General features: G+C 61.2%; 12 protein-coding genes. 5 read left to right on the top strand and 7 right to left on the bottom strand.

What is annotated here, in order from left to right; genetic code table 11:
* Positions 1–114: 114 nt before the first annotated feature.
* On the bottom strand, positions 115–606 hold the full coding sequence (locus ASD32_RS25700; RefSeq protein ID WP_156383355.1) for an STM3941 family protein: 492 nt from the start codon (positions 604–606) through the stop codon (positions 115–117).
* 269 nt (positions 607–875) lie between these two features.
* Here ASD32_RS25700 and ASD32_RS25695 point away from each other — a divergent pair, with 269 nt between their 5' ends.
* Together ASD32_RS25695 and ASD32_RS25690 are read left to right on the top strand one after the other, a co-directional pair.
* A complete protein-coding gene (locus ASD32_RS25695; RefSeq protein WP_060640863.1) occupies positions 876–2,213 on the top strand; it encodes a glycosyltransferase family 1 protein in 1,338 nt (445 codons plus the stop codon).
* Positions 2,195–2,956: an HAD-IIB family hydrolase gene (locus ASD32_RS25690; protein WP_244490270.1), complete on the top strand. Its 762-nt coding sequence runs from the start codon at positions 2,195–2,197 to the stop codon at positions 2,954–2,956. Before ASD32_RS25695 ends, ASD32_RS25690 begins: the two co-directional genes overlap by 19 nt.
* A 91-nt stretch (positions 2,957–3,047) precedes the next feature.
* Here ASD32_RS25690 and ASD32_RS25685 read toward each other — a convergent pair whose 3' ends face one another.
* The 3 genes from ASD32_RS25685 to recA form a co-directional block, all read right to left on the bottom strand.
* Positions 3,048–3,899, bottom strand: coding sequence for an AraC family transcriptional regulator (locus ASD32_RS25685; RefSeq protein WP_060640861.1), 852 nt, complete (start codon positions 3,897–3,899; stop codon positions 3,048–3,050).
* Positions 3,900–4,063: 164 nt separating this feature from the next.
* On the bottom strand, positions 4,064–6,727 hold the full coding sequence (gene alaS, locus ASD32_RS25680; protein WP_060640860.1) for an alanine--tRNA ligase: 2,664 nt from the start codon (positions 6,725–6,727) through the stop codon (positions 4,064–4,066).
* Between the two features lie 225 nt (positions 6,728–6,952).
* Complete coding sequence (recA, locus tag ASD32_RS25675) at positions 6,953–8,044, bottom strand: recombinase RecA (RefSeq protein ID WP_060640859.1); 1,092 nt, start codon at positions 8,042–8,044, stop codon at positions 6,953–6,955.
* A gap of 247 nt (positions 8,045–8,291) precedes the next feature.
* Here recA and ASD32_RS25670 point away from each other — a divergent pair, with 247 nt between their 5' ends.
* Together ASD32_RS25670 and ASD32_RS25665 are read left to right on the top strand one after the other, a co-directional pair.
* Positions 8,292–9,239, top strand: coding sequence for a carbohydrate kinase family protein (locus tag ASD32_RS25670; RefSeq protein WP_060640858.1), 948 nt, complete (start codon positions 8,292–8,294; stop codon positions 9,237–9,239).
* A 31-nt stretch (positions 9,240–9,270) separates the two neighbouring features.
* Positions 9,271–10,194, top strand: a complete 924-nt coding sequence (locus ASD32_RS25665; RefSeq protein WP_060640857.1) for a pseudouridine-5'-phosphate glycosidase — start codon at positions 9,271–9,273, stop codon at positions 10,192–10,194.
* Between the two features lie 46 nt (positions 10,195–10,240).
* Here the strand turns inward: ASD32_RS25665 and ASD32_RS25660 are convergent, their stop codons facing one another.
* Both ASD32_RS25660 and ASD32_RS25655 read right to left on the bottom strand, forming a co-directional pair.
* The gene (locus ASD32_RS25660; protein ID WP_060640856.1) at positions 10,241–11,314 is read right to left on the bottom strand and encodes a D-alanine--D-alanine ligase family protein; all 1,074 of its coding nucleotides are present in this window, start codon (positions 11,312–11,314) and stop codon (positions 10,241–10,243) included.
* 216 nt (positions 11,315–11,530) lie between these two features.
* Entirely contained in the window at positions 11,531–14,131 is a 2,601-nt protein-coding gene (locus tag ASD32_RS25655; protein WP_060641009.1) for a PAS domain-containing sensor histidine kinase, read from the bottom strand.
* 380 nt (positions 14,132–14,511) lie between these two features.
* Here ASD32_RS25655 and ASD32_RS25650 point away from each other — a divergent pair, with 380 nt between their 5' ends.
* The gene (locus tag ASD32_RS25650; protein ID WP_060640855.1) at positions 14,512–15,630 is read left to right on the top strand and encodes a flagellar biosynthetic protein FliO; all 1,119 of its coding nucleotides are present in this window, start codon (positions 14,512–14,514) and stop codon (positions 15,628–15,630) included.
* Between the two features lie 102 nt (positions 15,631–15,732).
* On the opposite strand, the gene dksA is transcribed toward ASD32_RS25650, so the two are convergent.
* The gene (dksA, locus tag ASD32_RS25645; protein WP_037096519.1) at positions 15,733–16,152 is read right to left on the bottom strand and encodes an RNA polymerase-binding protein DksA; all 420 of its coding nucleotides are present in this window, start codon (positions 16,150–16,152) and stop codon (positions 15,733–15,735) included.
* Positions 16,153–16,179: the final 27 nt, after the last annotated feature.

Raw genomic sequence — 16,179 nt, 5'->3', positions numbered from 1 at the left:
CCTCGACAAGATCGACGAGAACCTGAAGAAGGCAATGGCTGCCTAAGCAAGCCGTTGTGATGACATTGTCTTGAAATGAGAAGCCCGGCCGTCGTGCCGGGTTTTTTCATGGCGTTATGGATGAGACGGCGTGGTGGTCTGAGCCCTTTGCGCCCATTCGGCGATCATCTCGATGAGTTTTACGGGCGTGATATCCAGGCCCGCTCCGCTCAGGCACACACCTTCAAAACCAAGCCCACGATTGGCCGAGCGCGTGAACCGCACCATCCGGGTGAACGGCAGCGACTGCTCGGCCGATGGCGACAACATCAGTTCGATGATCGGCTGACGGCGATAGGTGACCAGCCGCGCGGCCAGAATATCCGGCCACCCGATCAGCGTCGCCGACACCTCGCGCGCCAGAAGGCCTTCCGGCAAAAATTCAAGCGCCGGCCGCCGGTCGAAAAGCTTGATGGCACCAACGATGGCGCACAATCCGAAGAACAGGATACTGACGAGGCCGATGAAAACGCCGAGCGCTCCGGCGCCCTCATCCTCATAGGTGACTTTCATCATGAAGGCACCGAGCGCGACGAATGCCAGCGCGCCCAGGAGGAGAAGAAGCATTTTCGTTCGCGATCGATGAACCAAGATTGGCGCCTGCGTCATAAAACTCTCCTCAAAATCCATGTCCGGCTCCCGTACCTAAAACTCGAGCGAAAATTTCCATCGGCTTAGACGCCTGCGCTGGCGGGGATTGGAGTTCGCGACCGGCAACCTGGATACTCTTCCGCAGCAAATTTAATTGGAACCTTTCCGGCGCCCGGCCGTTCGCGAAGTGAACCCTTTCGCATGCTGCACTGCACGCACCCTCCTTCCAAAAGAATTGTGACCGCATGACCAGTTCCCCCGATAAGAGCCACCTTCCCCGCATCGCGCTGGTGTCGACGCATGGATATGTCGCGGCCGAACCGCCGCTCGGTGCCGCCGATACCGGTGGCCAGGTCGTCTACGTCATCGAGCTTGCCCGCAAGCTTGCCCTTCTCGGCCATCAGGTCGATATCTACACACGGCGGTTCGAGGATCAGCCGGAGTTCGACGAAGTCGATGACCGCGTCCGCGTCATCCGCATTCCCTGCGGTGGCAATGATTTCATCCCCAAGGAATATCTCTACAAACATCTGATGGAGTGGTGCGAAAACGCTGTCCGCTTCATCCGGAAGAACAATTTCACCTATACGCTGATCAACAGCCACTATTGGGACGCCGGTATTGCCGGACAGCGCCTGTCGGAAGCCCTGGCCGTCACCCATATCCACACGCCGCATTCGCTGGGCATGTGGAAGAAGAGCCAGATGGAAACGGATTATCCGGACAAGGCCGCCGAATTCGACAAGGAATTCAACTTCTCCGAACGCATCAAGCATGAACTGATCATCTACCGCTCCTGCAGCATGGTCATTGCCACGACGCCGATCCAGGTGGAAATGCTCGTCAACGACTACAATCTGCCGCGCGACCGGGTGCACATGATCCCGCCCGGCTATGACGACAACCGCTTCTTCCCGGTATCGCGGGCAACGCGCGAAATGGCGCGCCAGCGCTTCGGTTTCGAGGGCAAGGTGGTGATGGCCATGGGGCGTCTCGCCACCAACAAGGGCTACGACCTCCTTATCGACGGTTTTTCGGTTCTGGCCGAGCGCGAGCCGGAAGCGCGGCTGCATCTGGCAGTCGGCGGCGAAAACATGGACCCTCAGGAAGCGGGCATTCTCGATGAGCTAAAACAGCGCGTTGAGGCCCTCGGGCTGAACGGCAAGGTGATATTTTCCGGCTTCGTGGCCGACGACGATCTGCCCGACTTCTACCGCGCCGCCGATATTTTCGTGCTGTCCAGCCGCTATGAGCCGTTCGGCATGACCGCTATTGAGGCCATGGCCAGCGGCACCCCAACCATCATCACGGTTCACGGCGGCCTTTTCCGTGCCGTCAGCTATGGCCGCCACGCGCTGTTTGCCGATCCCTTCGACAAATATGACCTCGGCATCACCATGATGAAGCCGCTGAAACACGAACGGCTCTATGGCCGCCTGTCGCGCATGGGCGCGCACAAGGCGCGCAGCCTTTTCACCTGGACCGGCATTGCGCAGCAACTGATCGGCGTCGTTGAAGGACGGCCGATGCCGCAGGCGATGGATGACAACGAATGGGCCGAACCATGGACGGACGGAGATTGAGGCGCGTCCGGCTGTTCTGCAGCGATATCGATGGCACGCTGGCAGGAAACAGGGACGCGGAGGCGCGGTTTAGCGTGGCCTGGCAAAGCCTGAGCAAGAACGTACGGCCACTTCTGGTCCTCAACAGCGGCCGCCTGATCGAGGACCAGAAGGCCTTTATCGCGACCACGGCGCTGCCGAAACCGGATATCTATATTGGCGGCGTCGGCACCATGCTCGACAATGAAAAAGAACCCTCCCACTGCGCCGCCTATTCCAACTCCATCGGCGCCGGTTTCGACCGCAGTAGAATTGCGAAGGCCCTGGCCGGCATTCCCGGCCTCGCCGTCCAACCGGACGTCTACCAGCATGCGCAGAAATCCAGCTGGTATCTGCGCGATGCCGACGCGGTCACCCTGGCCGGGATAGAGGAACGGCTGGCAAGCGCGGGTATTGCCGCACGCCTAGTCTATTCCAGCAACCGCGATCTCGACATCCTGCCCGACGGTGTCGACAAGGGGGCAGCCCTGACATGGCTCTGCCGCCAGCTCGGCCTGTCCCATGACGATGTCGTGGTGGCTGGCGATACCAACAATGATCGCAGCATGTTTGAACTGCCGGGCGTGCGCGGCATTGTTGTTGCCAATGCTCTTCCCGAACTAAAGGCGATTGCCGAGGACCGGCCGGACATCTACGGCGCTCACGGCCTGATCGCCGATGGCGTGCTGGAGGGGCTGGTGTATTGGGGCGTGCTGGAAAACTAGTCTCGGCGCCGCATCAGTCAAATCTTCCTTAGCCAGCTCATAAAAACAACGAACCCGGCGTCGCGATTGCATGGCCGGGTCCGTTCAGCCGCTATTTCAGCGGCAGATAAATGTCCGTCAACAGCTCCGTCGGCGCGGCCTCGCGCGGGTTATTGATATATTCCTCGAACATCACGCTATCGCGCACGTCCCGGCCCGACTTCGGCAGCCATTCGCCATAGAGCCATTGATAGGCTTTGTGCATATCGGCGTAAGGCCCCTTGTGACGCAGGACCGCATATTCGCCGCCATCCAGATGCTGATGGACCAGCGGCGCGTCAGCCGGCACGTGCTGGCCCTCCGTCACACAGGCGAAAGACCGCAGCTTATCCTCCGGCACCAGATCCGGATCATCCAGATAGAGGCCCACCATCCTCATCTCTGGCCTATAGAGCCCGCGCGCCTGCAGCGTGCCGCCAAGCGTTTCGAAAGCCAGGCCTATGCCCATATAGGAGCCGGTATGGCTGACCCCGACCAGCTCGCGCGGGGCAATCGTTTTCGTCGTAACAGGATACATGGCGCCAAATCCTTTGCCATTTGCCGATTGAAAGACCGTATGGCTCCCCTCTCTCCGGTAACGGGCCGGCGGCACGCCGAACACCGATTTGAAAATCCTGGTAAAGGATTGGAGATTGGGATAGCCGGCCCGCCTTGCGATCACATCGACACGAAGAGTGGTGCGCACCAGATCACCCGCCGCCCGGTGCAGCCGCAACCGCTTGACGGTCGCGGCCAGCGTCTCGCCGTGCACGGCCCGGTAAATCCGATGCCAGTGATGCGGCGACAGGCAGGCAATGTCTGCAAGCCGGTCAAGATCGAGCTCTTCATCCAGATGGTCGTAGATATAGGCCGATACGCGCTGCAGACGCTGCTCATACGCGGCCCAGATGCTTGCCTCCTTCATGCCGTACCTCTCGCAATCCGAACAACCAGACAGAACCACATCCGGATTTGACAAATCCTGCGGACTTGGCCGCGCCGATTTCAACACAGGAAAAGCTATCGAACACAAAAAAACCGGACCTTTCAGCCCGGTTTTCAAAGATCACATTGCGATGCCAGCCGGAATCAACCGGCGAGCGCTGCGCCGACGGCTTCGATGGCTTGTGCGGCCTTTGCGCCATCCGGACCGCCGGCCTGCGCCATGTCGGCACGGCCGCCGCCGCCCTTGCCGCCGAGAGCGGCTGACGCAATGCGCACCAGGTCGACAGCGCTGAACCGCGCGGTCAGGTCGTCGGTCACCGCAACCACGGCGCTCGCCTTGCCGTCTTCGGAGACGCCGACGAAGGTGACGACGCCGGAGCCGAGGCTGGTCTTGCCGTCATCAGCCAAACTCTTCAAGTCCTTCGGCTCGACGCCGGTGACCACCTTGCCGAGGAATTTCACGCCGCCGATTTCCTGGACCTGATCGGCCGCACCACCGGCATCGCCGCCGCCGAGCGCCAGTTTTTTCTTGGCCTCGTTCAACTCGCGCTCCAGCTTGCGGCGCTCGTCCACCAGCGCCTCGACACGTGTCAAAACCTCGGCCGGCTGAACCTTCAAGGCCGTGGCCAGCGTCTTGACCCGCTCGTCCTGCTCGTTGAGATAGGCAAGCGCCGAAACGCCCGTCAACGCTTCCAAACGGCGGACGCCAGCACCAACGGCACTTTCGCCGACAATGCGCACGAGGCCAATCTCGCCGGTTGCGCCGACATGGGTGCCGCCGCACAGCTCGACCGAATAGGGCCGGTTGGCCTTGGCGCCATGGATGCCCTGCCCCATCGACACGACGCGCACCTCATCGCCGTATTTCTCGCCGAACAGCGCCATCGCGCCCTCGGCAATCGCGTCATCGACGCTCATCAGCCGCGTCGTCACCGGGCTGTTCTGCACGATGATCTCATTGGCCATGTCCTCGACAATCTTCAACTCCTCAGCCGACATGGGCTTGGGATGCGACACGTCGAACCGCAGGCGCTCGGGCGCGACCAGCGACCCCTTCTGAGCCACATGGGTTCCGAGCACCTCGCGCAGCGCCTCATGCAGCAGATGGGTCGCTGAATGGTTGGCGCGCAAGCGCGAGCGGCGGGCGTGATCGACGGTGAGTGCTGCCGCATCGCCGAGCTTGACCGTGCCGTCGTCAACGATGCAGGAATGCACGAACAGACCCTCGCCGCGCTTTTGCACGTCGGTCACCGTCAGCTTGGCATGATCAGTCGAAATGACGCCGGTATCACCCATCTGGCCGCCGGATTCGCCGTAAAACGGCGTCTGGTTCAGCACCAGCTGCACCGTCTCGCCCTTGGATGCGCTTTCCAGCGCCTTGCCGTCGCGCACGATCGCCTGCACGACGCCTTCGGCCGTCTCCGTGTCGTAGCCGAGGAATTCGGTGGCGCCGAGCTTGTCCTTGAGCTCGTACCAGATGATTTCCGTCGCCTTGTCGCCGGAACCGGACCAGGACGCGCGGGCTTCCGCCTTCTGGCGCTGCATGGCGGCCGAAAACGCGTCGGTATCGACGCCGATGCCGCGGGCGCGCAACGCGTCCTGCGTCAGGTCAAGCGGAAAACCAAACGTATCGTAGAGCTTGAACGCGGTGTCGCCGTTCAGCTGATCGCCCTCAACGAGATCGGTCGTTGCGTCCGACAGGAGGCCGAGGCCGCGCTCCAGCGTCTTGCGGAAACGGGTTTCTTCCAGCTTCAGGGTTTCCGAAATCAGCGATTCCGCCCGGATGAGTTCCGGATAGGCGCGGCCCATCTGGCCGATCAGGGCCGGCAACAGCCGCCACATCAGCGGATCGCGGGCGCCGAGCAGCTGCGCGTGGCGCATGGCGCGGCGCATGATGCGGCGCAGCACATAGCCGCGGCCTTCGTTCGACGGCAGGACGCCATCGGCGATCAGGAAGGCGGATGCGCGCAGATGGTCGGCAATGACGCGGTGGCTGGCGCGGCGGTCACCTTCGGCCTTGACGCCGGTTGCCTCTTCCGAGGCTGCGATCAGGGCGCGAAACAGGTCGATATCATAATTGTCATGCTTGCCCTGCAGCAGAGCCGCGACGCGCTCGAGGCCCATTCCGGTATCGATCGAGGGACGCGGCAGGTCGACGCGTTCTTCCTTGGTGATCTGCTCATACTGCATGAAGACGAGGTTCCAGATCTCGATGAACCGGTCACCGTCTTCATCCTTGGAGCCGGGAGGTCCGCCCCAGATGTGATCGCCGTGATCGTAGAAGATTTCCGAGCAAGGACCGCACGGGCCGGTATCGCCCATCGCCCAGAAATTGTCAGAGGTCGGGATGCGGATGATCCGGTCGTCAGACAGGCCGGCGATCTTCTTCCACAGGCCAAAGGCCTCGTCATCGGTGTGGTAGACGGTGACAAGCAGGCGCTTGGCATCGATGCCGAAATCCTTGGTGATCAGGTTCCAGGCAAGCTCGATCGCCCGCTCCTTGAAATAGTCGCCAAAGGAGAAATTGCCGAGCATTTCGAAGAACGTATGATGGCGAGCGGTGTAACCGACATTGTCGAGGTCATTGTGCTTGCCGCCGGCGCGCACACATTTCTGCGCGGTCGCAGCCGTCGAATAGGGCCGCTGCTCAAGGCCTGTAAAGACATTCTTGAACTGCACCATGCCGGCATTGGTGAACATCAGGGTCGGGTCGTTGCGCGGAACCAGCGGGCTCGACGAGACAACCTCATGGCCGTTCTTCTTGAAGTAGTCGAGGAACGTCGACCGGATTTCATTCACGCCGCTCATATTGCGCCCTTATCTCTTGCATCGGACCGTCCGCAGCCTGCTTGGCTAAACCGCGAACCGGAAAACTTTTGAAAATCGCGGACCACCGGACATCCGCCGATCCTTCGCCGCCCCATTGGAACACAGGCTTTTATCGTCCGGGCCAATCCCTGTCCAGACGGCAAAAGAAAACCGGCCGCTCTGGTGGGAGCGGCCGGCAAACATCAGGTCGAAAATCAGACGATCTTATGCCAAAGCGGCATCGTCCTCGTCATCCTGGGCTTCCGGGCCGCCGTTTTCCAGGAACTTTTCGGCAATCAGGCCGGCATTCTGGCGCAGCGACAGTTCGATTTCCTTGGCCGTATCGGGATTGTCGCGCAGGAAAGACTTGGCATTCTCGCGGCCCTGGCCAAGGCGCTGGCTGTTATAGGAGAACCAGGCGCCCGACTTCTCGACAATCCCGGCCTTGACGCCGAGATCGACCAGTTCGCCGGTCTTGGAGACGCCCTCGCCATACATGATGTCGAACTCGACCTGCTTGAAGGGCGGTGCCATCTTGTTCTTGACGACCTTGACGCGCGTCTGGTTGCCGATGACCTCTTCGCGTTCCTTGACGGCACCGATGCGGCGGATGTCGAGGCGGACGGAGGCGTAGAATTTCAGGGCGTTGCCGCCTGTCGTCGTTTCCGGCGAACCGAACATGACGCCGATCTTCATGCGGATCTGGTTGATGAAGATGACCATGCAGTTCGACTTGGAGATCGACGCGGTCAGCTTGCGCAGCGCCTGGCTCATCAGGCGGGCCTGGAGGCCGGGAAGGCTGTCGCCCATTTCGCCCTCGATTTCAGCGCGCGGCACCAGGGCTGCGACCGAATCGATAACGAGAACGTCGATGGCGCCGGAGCGCACCAGCGTATCGGTGATTTCCAGAGCCTGCTCGCCGGTGTCCGGCTGCGAGATCAGGAGATTTTCAAGATCGACGCCGAGCTTGCGGGCATAGACCGGATCCAGCGCATGTTCCGCATCGACGAAGGCGCAGATGCCACCCTTCTTCTGGGCTTCGGCAATGGTCTGCAACGCCAGTGTCGTCTTGCCGGAGCTTTCCGGTCCATAGATTTCGATCACGCGCCCCTTGGGCAATCCACCGATGCCCAGCGCGATATCGAGGCTGAGCGATCCCGTCGAAACGGTTTCGATTTCGACAATGCTGTCTTTTCCACCGAGCTTCATGATCGATCCCTTGCCGAACGAGCGTTCGATCTGGGAGAGTGCCGCTTCAAGTGCCTTGCTTTTATCCACCGATTTGTCCTCTACAAGCCGCAAAGAGTTTTGTGCCATGTGATCCACCTTTAGGTTATGGAGCCTGCCGAGGCAATGAAGCTGCCGTTGAAAGCTATGTACACTTTTTGTTCTCATTTCGCAAGGCCTATCTATCAACTTGAATCGTCAACAGAAACGGATGCGTGTTCCTTTCTTGTTCCACAGATTTTACGATCGTGGAAATGACTGAAACAAAAAGCATATCAGCATCGAGAAGGTGCGAATCGCCCTCGACTGGCACATGGACCGGCACACAGGAAAACGCATGACAGGCAGACAGGTTTCCATTTTCGGCGGCGCGCATATCGACCGCCGGGCCCGAATCTTCGGCACCACCGTTCCCGGATCGAGCAATCCCGGCAGCTGGTTCGAAGAGGCCGGCGGCGGTGGGTTCAACGCAGCCCGCAACCTGGCGCGGCTTGGCCTTGATGTCCGCATGATCAGCCCGCGCGGCGGCGATGCGGCAGGCGAAACGGTCGCACTTGCCGCGATCGAGGCCGGGGTGATCGATTGCCCCTTCATTTTCCTTGACCGCAAAACGCCGAGCTACACGGCCATTCTGGAAAACGACGGCAATCTGGTCATCGCGCTCGCCGACATGGAGCTTTACCGGCTGTTTTCCCCAAGACGATTGCAACAAAGGGCTATGCGCGAGATCATTTCCGCAAGCAACCTGATCGTCACGGACGCCAACTTGCCGGAAGAGACGCTGGCGGCGCTGGTCAGCCGCGCTGCCGACGAATCAAAACCGGTCGCAGCCATCGGCATTTCGCCGGCAAAAGTCGGACGGCTGGTGAAAAGCCTCTCCGGCCTCACCTTTCTGTTCATGAATGAAGCGGAAGCGCGCGCATTGACGGGCCGCGACAGCGCGGACGCTGTTGAATGGCCTGCCCTTCTACAGGATGTGGGCCTTTCCGGCGGCGTCATTACCCGTGGGGGCCTGCCGGCGATTGCCTTTCACAACGGCAAAATCGTCACGGTGGCGCCGCCGCAACTCGATGCCCTCAGCGATGTCACCGGTGCCGGCGATTCGCTTGCGGCAGGGTTTCTGGCGGCGTTTGTGGCGGGCGAACCGCTTGATCTCTGCCTCCGCTCCGGCGTCGCGGCTGCCGGGATCACCGTGCGTTCCCCGCTCGCCGTCTCGGAAAAAATGTCGCGGGCCGCGCTCGACGAAGCAATTCGACTTGTGCCACCAGCCGAAATCCTGTCATGAACGCGCCTTAAAAAGCCAAAAAGGATCCGCGATGACCAAGCCCTTCTCCCCCCTTCTGCCGATGGAATATTCCAGCGAAGTCGCGGCCGCCAAGGCTCGCGGCGCGGCAGTCGTCGCGCTGGAATCGACCATCATCACCCATGGCATGCCCTTCCCCGGCAATCTCAACATGGCGCGCAGCGTCGAGGCGATCATCCGCGAGGAAGGTGCTGTGCCGGCCACCATCGCCGTCATCGACGGCGTCCTGCATATCGGTCTTGAAGATGCCCAGCTGGAAGCGCTGGCGCAGACGCAAGGCGCCATGAAGCTGTCGCGTGCCGATCTCGCCTTTGCGATCGCCGAGCGCCGCACCGGCGCCACCACGGTTGCCGCGACCATGATCGCCGCCTCCCGCGCCGGTATCCGCGTGTTTGCCACCGGCGGTATCGGCGGTGTGCATCGCAAGGCCGAGGAGAGCTTTGATATCTCCGCCGATCTCGACGAACTGGCACGCACCGGCGTCATCGTCGTCTGCGCCGGCGCAAAGGCCATCCTCGACATTCCCAAGACTTTGGAAGTGCTGGAAACACGTGGCGTCCCGGTCGTCACCTATGACAGCGACATCTTCCCGGCCTTCTGGTCGCGCGACAGCGGCCTGAAGAGCCCGTTGATGCTCAACAGCCCGGCGGCCATCGCCAATTTCCAGCGGATGCGCGATCTGCTCGGCGTCGATGGCGGCATGCTGATTGCCAATCCGGTCCCGCAAGCCAACGAAATCCCGCGCGACGAGATGGAAATCTACATCACCCGGGCGCTCGATAATGCCGAGCGCGATGAAATTTCCGGCAAGAAAGTCACGCCCTACCTGCTCGACAGCATTTTCGGCCTGACCGATGGCCGAAGCCTGGAGACCAATATCGCGCTGGTCGAAAACAATGCCCGGCTCGCCGCCGAGATTGCGGTTGCGCTGGTCTGAAGAACCGTCGCGACAACACGGGGGCTGACTTCCAGCCCCCGTCCGGTCAACCCTGCCGCGCGGCGCGCGCAAGCCCATGCGCGATCAGCCGGTCGATAATGTCGGCATAGGCAATGCCGCTGGCCGCAAGCGCCTTGGCGTACATGCTGATATCGGTAAAGCCGGGGATCGTGTTGACCTCGTTGATAACGGCGCTCATGTCGGGGCGCACGAAAAAATCGATGCGCGCCATGCCGTCACAGCCGAGAGCCCGGAACGCCTTTTGCGCCACGGTCCGCATATTTTCAGTGACCTCTTCAGGCAGTTGCGCGGGAATGCTGAGAACGGCGCCGTCCGGGTCGATATATTTGGCATCATAGCTGTAAAAGCCGTGGCTGCCGGCGGGAATGATCTCTCCGGGAAGCGAGGTGATCAGCGTACCGTCTGCCTCTTCCAGAATGCTGCACTCGATCTCCCGCCCGTTGATGAATTCTTCGACAAGGATTTTCCGGTCGTGGCGGAAGCCTTCAGCAACTGCGGCATCAAACTCGCCTGCCGTCCGCGCCTTGCTGACGCCGACCGACGAACCCTGCCGGGCCGGCTTGACGAACACCGTTTTTCCCAGCGCCGCCACGGCATCGTCGAAGGATGGAATGTCCCCCTGATGGAAGGTCAGCGAGCGTGCCACCGGCAATCCGGCTTCGTTGAGCAGGCGTTTGGCAATATCCTTGTCGATGGCGGTGGCAGAGCCCAAGATGCCGCAGCCGGCAAACGGCACCATCGCGGTTTCGGCAAGCCCCTGCACCGAGCCATCCTCGCCGTGCGGACCATGCAGGACGGGAAACACGATATCGACCGGCGGCAATTCGCGGATCGTTGCGTCCTCGGGAATGGCCAGAAGGCGGCCACGCCCACCCGGCAACAGGCAAGCGATCGTCTTTACCGCATTCAGCGGCTCCGGCAAGGCGCCATCCCGCAATTCCTGCAGCAGCCATGTGCCCTGGCGGTCGATCAGGATGGGTACGGCATCGTATTTTTCAGGGTCAAGCGCCTTGAGGACATTGCGCGCCGACAGAACCGACACATCATGTTCGGCGGAACGGCCGCCAAAAAGAACTGCAACCCTTAGCTTTGACGTCATTCTTGCGCTCGCCCGGTTTAGAGATGGAGCGCTGCACCCGATCAAGAGAAACCTCCCAAACGGACAGACAGCGCTGACCTGCGCAAATGCAATCGCGAAAAGGACCTTTTTACGACGGCTGGCATCCAGCGAAAACTATCGTCGCGAACGGTTAATGCACGGGCCGCAACAGGTTAACGGACGCGCTTGGACCCGGCTGCGAATGGTGGTGTCCGGTCAACTATCGAGCATTTCGCGCACGGCAACGGCCAGCTGCTTCAAGGAGAAAGGCTTGGGCAGGAAGCCGAATTTGGCGTCCGCCGGCAGGTTTCGCGCAAAAGCATCCTCGGCATAGCCGGAGACGAAGATGAATTTCAGGTCCGGATAGCTCTTGCGGATTTCCTTGAGCAGGGTCGGGCCATCCATTTCCGGCATGACGACGTCGGACACGACGATATCAACGGCGCCGTTCAGTTCCTCCATGACCTCAAGGGCTTCGACGCCGGAACCGGCCTCGTGCACCGTGTAGCCACGGGTTTCCAGCATGCGCTTGCCGCCCCGGCGCACGGCCTCCTCGTCTTCCACCAGAAGAACCACGGCCGAATTTCCAGTCAGATCCGTCGGTTCCGGCTTGACCGGAATCTTCGCAGCGAGCGCCGCCGCAGCCTGCGCCTCGCCGGCCTCGCCCGGCAAAGGCGCCTCCTCGATATAGCGCGGCAGAAGGATGCGGAATGTCGTGCCCTTGCCGACTTCGGATTCCGGATAGATATAGCCGCCGGACTGCTTGATGATGCCATAGACCATCGACAGGCCAAGGCCAGTTCCCTTGCCGACTTCCTTGGTGGTGAAGAAAGGCTCGAAAATCTTGTCGAGGATTTCAGGCGGTATTCCCGTCCCCTGATCGGCGACCTCGACCACCACATAGTCTTCTTCGGGAAGCTCACGCAAGTTAAAGGCTGCCACTTCGGCGGCCGGCAAGTTGCGGGTGCGCAGCGTGATGACGCCGCCATTCGGCATGGCGTCGCGCGCATTGACGGCCAGATTGAGCACGACCTGCTCGAACTGGCCAAGATCCGTGCGCACCGGCCAGAGATCGCGGCCGTAATCGACCTCGAGCTTCACATTGGTTCCGGTCATCCGGTCGACCAGCATGCGCAAATCTCCGACCACATCGGTCATCGACAGAACGGTCGGCCGCATCGTCTGCTTGCGCGAGAAAGCGAGAAGCTGGCGCACCAGCACGGCCGCGCGGTTGGCGTTGCGCTTGATTTCCATCAGGTCGGCAAAGCTCGCATCCGAGGGCCGTGCCGACAACAGCAGGTGGTCCGAGGAAAGCAGGATTGCCGTCAGCACATTGTTGAAGTCATGCGCGATGCCACCCGCGAGCGTGCCGACGGCATTCATCTTCTGCGTCTGCGCCATCTGGGTTTCGAGCGCCTTTTGTTCGGTAATTTCAACGGCATAGACGATCGCGGCCTCTTCCGGTGCTTGGTCGCTCTGGTCGATGACCGCATTCACGTAGAAGCGGAAATGCCGGGCCTCGTCGGTCGGGTGCAGCGAATCGATTGGCGCGATATCACCCTGCCGGTCCTTGGCCGCATCGAGAGCCGCACGCAGGCGCGCCTGGTCGGTCGCGTGCACGAAGGCTTCCAGCAATGCGCCATGTTCCATGTCATCCTGCGAGACGACGGCAGAGAAAAGCTTCAGGAACGGCGCGTTGGTGCGCAAGATCCGGCCATCGCCATCGACAGAGGCAATCGCCATCGGCGTATTGTTGAAGAAGCGGGTAAAGCGCATCGCAGCGATCGATGCCGACTGGTCGCTTTCGTCGTCGTTGGAGCGGGCAAGAACAATCGTGCGGCTTTCGCCAGGCGCGCCATCGCGGGCGGAAGACACCCGGTGCACCATACGCACGGCAAAGCTCTGGCCATTGGCCTTGCGCAAGTCGAGATCGAGTGTCTTGGTCTTTTTCAGCCCCGGCTCGGCCTGCACCGACTGGACGAGCGCCAGCCCCTCGCCAGCCACCAGATCGGCGATCGTCATCGATCCCGGCTGGAACTTGGTGAGATCCAGGCCCAGCCAGTCGGCCAATGTGGCGTTGACATAGAAAATCTCGCCCTTCTTTCCGGCCGAAAAAAAGCCGGCCGGGGCGTGGTCGAGATAGTCGATGGCGTTCTGCAATTCCTTGAAGAAGCGCTCCTGGTCGTCACGCTCCGAGGTGATGTCGGAAATCTGCCAGATATAATAGGGATTGCGCTCGCCATCCTCGAGCGGCAGCACACGCGCCTTCAGACGAAACCAGTGCGCGCCGGACCCGGCCGAGCCGCCGCCCGAGCGCAGCGGCTTCAAAAGCCTGAATTCCTCATGACCGGCCTTGCCTTCGTGCAGACCGTTTGTCAGCCGGTAGATCGCTTCCGTGGCTTCGCGGTTGCGCGACAGGATGGTTTCGAGCGACTGGATTTCCGTCGCCTTGGTGGCGCCGGTCAGGGCACCATAGGCAGCATTGGCATAGATGATCCGGCCCTTGCGGTCGGTGACCAGCGTGCCGTCCTGATGGCCGTCAAGGAAGGCGCGCGCCAGCTCGTCCGGACGCGATTGCGGCATGACCTCGATGAAGCCGATGACCGAGGAGACCAGAAAGAAAATCCCGACCATGGCCAGCACGCCGAGAATGCCCAGCACGATCTGGTTTCCCAGCTGATTCTTGAAAATGACGAAGGCGACGGCGGATGCAGTCAAGACGAGGGCGAGCAGAATGATCCGCAGCACCGTTCCGGGCCGCGTTCCACGGTCTACAATCGGCATGTGATAGTCACCTGCCTGCCGCAATTTCGTCATAAGGCCCTCATTTTTCGACCCTGCCATGCGCGTCCGGCCTGCCATGCGCGCCCGGAATGAACGCGCGGGTTGGGTCTTCATGCTCAGCTCAGCGGCACCCGGCGGCGAATCTTGCGCCCGCGCCGGCGGACCGCGAAACACCAAGCAAGAATCATCTTTAACAGCCGCAGGGAAGAGCAGAAAGCATCTGTTTGAGCGCCATTGCCCTGAATTCACAGAGAATGTCCCGCAAGGTCTCGCCGATGGTGGAAACCGCACTAGATTGGCGATAGGACAAACACAATTGGACAAAACCGTCACGACACTCATCACGGCTTGTATCAGTCTGAAAAAAGCCGTCAAATGAGCACAGGACACGCGTTCACGAAGGAGTATCGCATATGATCGAAGATATCGTTGGCAACAACGGTAGCCGTTTCATCATTGCCGCAGGCGCCGTTGCCCTCGGCTTGCTGTGCCTTGTGGCCGTGTTCTGGTTCATCCGCAACCGTCCGTCCTCGCCCTTTATCCGCGGCGGCAAGAACCGCCAACCGCGGCTGGCCGTGCTGGATGCCGCCGCGATCGATACGCGCAGGCGGCTCGTCCTGGTGCGGCGCGACGATGTCGAACATCTGATCATGATCGGCGGACCGACGGATGTTGTCATCGAAAGCCGGATTGCCTCCGCTGCCCAGCCGCCGATGCAGGCGATCGTTGCCGAGCCCCGGTCCGATGCCGCCCTTGCCGCACGCCCAACCCCTGAACGTTCCCTTCCGGAGCGACCGGCCGCAGACCGTCAACTCTCCGAACGCCAAGTGGCAGAGCGCCGCATCGCCCCGCAGCCGGACGCCAGACATCTTGATGTCAGGCAGCCTGATGTCAGGCAGGCGCCGGTATCCGCGATGGGGCAGGTCTTCTATGGCGAAAGCACCGAGGCTTCCACGCCCCCGGCGCGGGCCGTCCAGCCGGTGCAGCAGCCTAGAATCGATACCGCCACACCGCGCCAGGCCGTCCCCGAGCGGATGATTCCGGCGCAGGCGCAGGTTCGCCCGCAACCGGCAGCGTTAAGCACGCCGCCGGCCGTGACAGTCGAAACAGCCAGATCGCCGGAGGATATTCTCGATGCTGCCCGCTCGCGGGTGCTGACGGGAAATCAGACCGTTGCCGCAGAGCGGCCCCTGCCCCAGATCCCCGCAGCTGCCGCTACCGTGGCAGCGCAGGTGCAACCCGTTCAAAGCGAGCCGGTTCCACAGGCCCAGCCAACGCCTCCAGCCCACAAGGACGCAAGCGCCCTTGAATTCGAGCGTATCCTGGATGCCCAGATCACCGGCGACCTCGGCAAGCTGAGCGCCGACCCGGTCCGTGTCGATGGTGAAACGCGCGCAAGTCAGGCCGTGCCCACGCCGGCGATCCGCCAGGAGCCCCGCCTCGGCCCCGCCCAGGGTGGCCGCACGGAACCGTCCCTGGAAGACGAAATGAACCGCATGCTGAACGAGATCAGCGCAAACCGAAAAAACTGAACCTGTTGCCGCCGTCAGTCTGGCTGCGGCAACAACAGCACTCAAAACGCAAAAACGGCGCGATCATCTCGCGCCGTTTTTTATGCGTGTGACTGACAAAGATTATTCGTCGCGGTAAACTTTTTCCCGGCGTTCGTGACGCTCCTGCGCCTCGATCGACAGGGTGGCGATCGGTCTTGCGTCGAGACGCTTGAGCCCGATTGGTTCACCGGTTTCTTCGCAGTATCCGTATGTGCCCTCGTCAATTCTCTGAAGGGCCGCATCGATCTTGGAGATCAGCTTGCGCTGCCGGTCCCTTGCCCGGAGCTCGATGGCCCGGTCGGTTTCCGAAGATGCTCTGTCTGCAAGATCAGGGTGGTTTGCACTTTCCTCGGCCAGATGTCCGAGGGTTTCCCGGGCCTCGCGGAGGATGTCATTTTTCCAGGCGTTCAGCTTTGCTCTAAAATATGCACGCTGGTTGGTATTCATGAATTCCTCGGTCTCAGACAAGACAAAGGAACTAAGATCGATCTTCTCACTCAACGCGATTCTCCTGAAGAACATCTCATG

Origin of the sequence: Rhizobium sp. Root483D2, assembly GCF_001426685.1 — a bacterium.
Lineage (GTDB): Bacteria > Pseudomonadota > Alphaproteobacteria > Rhizobiales > Rhizobiaceae > Pararhizobium > Pararhizobium qamdonense.
This window is presented reverse-complemented; position numbering and strand designations above follow the sequence as displayed.

What these genes read in the sequence shown, in the direction of transcription:
- ASD32_RS25700 (WP_156383355.1), bottom strand. Translation starts at nt 606, where the DNA reads ATGCTTCTTCTCCTCCTGGGCGCGCTGGCATTCGTCGCGCTCGGTGCC.
- ASD32_RS25695 (WP_060640863.1), top strand. Translation starts at nt 876, where the DNA reads ATGACCAGTTCCCCCGATAAGAGCCACCTTCCCCGCATCGCGCTGGTG.
- ASD32_RS25690 (WP_244490270.1), top strand. Translation starts at nt 2,195, where the DNA reads ATGGACGGACGGAGATTGAGGCGCGTCCGGCTGTTCTGCAGCGATATC.
- ASD32_RS25685 (WP_060640861.1), bottom strand. Translation starts at nt 3,899, where the DNA reads ATGAAGGAGGCAAGCATCTGGGCCGCGTATGAGCAGCGTCTGCAGCGC.
- alaS (WP_060640860.1), bottom strand. Translation starts at nt 6,727, where the DNA reads ATGAGCGGCGTGAATGAAATCCGGTCGACGTTCCTCGACTACTTCAAG.
- recA (WP_060640859.1), bottom strand. Translation starts at nt 8,044, where the DNA reads ATGGCACAAAACTCTTTGCGGCTTGTAGAGGACAAATCGGTGGATAAA.
- ASD32_RS25670 (WP_060640858.1), top strand. Translation starts at nt 8,292, where the DNA reads ATGACAGGCAGACAGGTTTCCATTTTCGGCGGCGCGCATATCGACCGC.
- ASD32_RS25665 (WP_060640857.1), top strand. Translation starts at nt 9,271, where the DNA reads ATGACCAAGCCCTTCTCCCCCCTTCTGCCGATGGAATATTCCAGCGAA.
- ASD32_RS25660 (WP_060640856.1), bottom strand. Translation starts at nt 11,314, where the DNA reads ATGACGTCAAAGCTAAGGGTTGCAGTTCTTTTTGGCGGCCGTTCCGCC.
- ASD32_RS25655 (WP_060641009.1), bottom strand. Translation starts at nt 14,131, where the DNA reads ATGACGAAATTGCGGCAGGCAGGTGACTATCACATGCCGATTGTAGAC.
- ASD32_RS25650 (WP_060640855.1), top strand. Translation starts at nt 14,512, where the DNA reads ATGATCGAAGATATCGTTGGCAACAACGGTAGCCGTTTCATCATTGCC.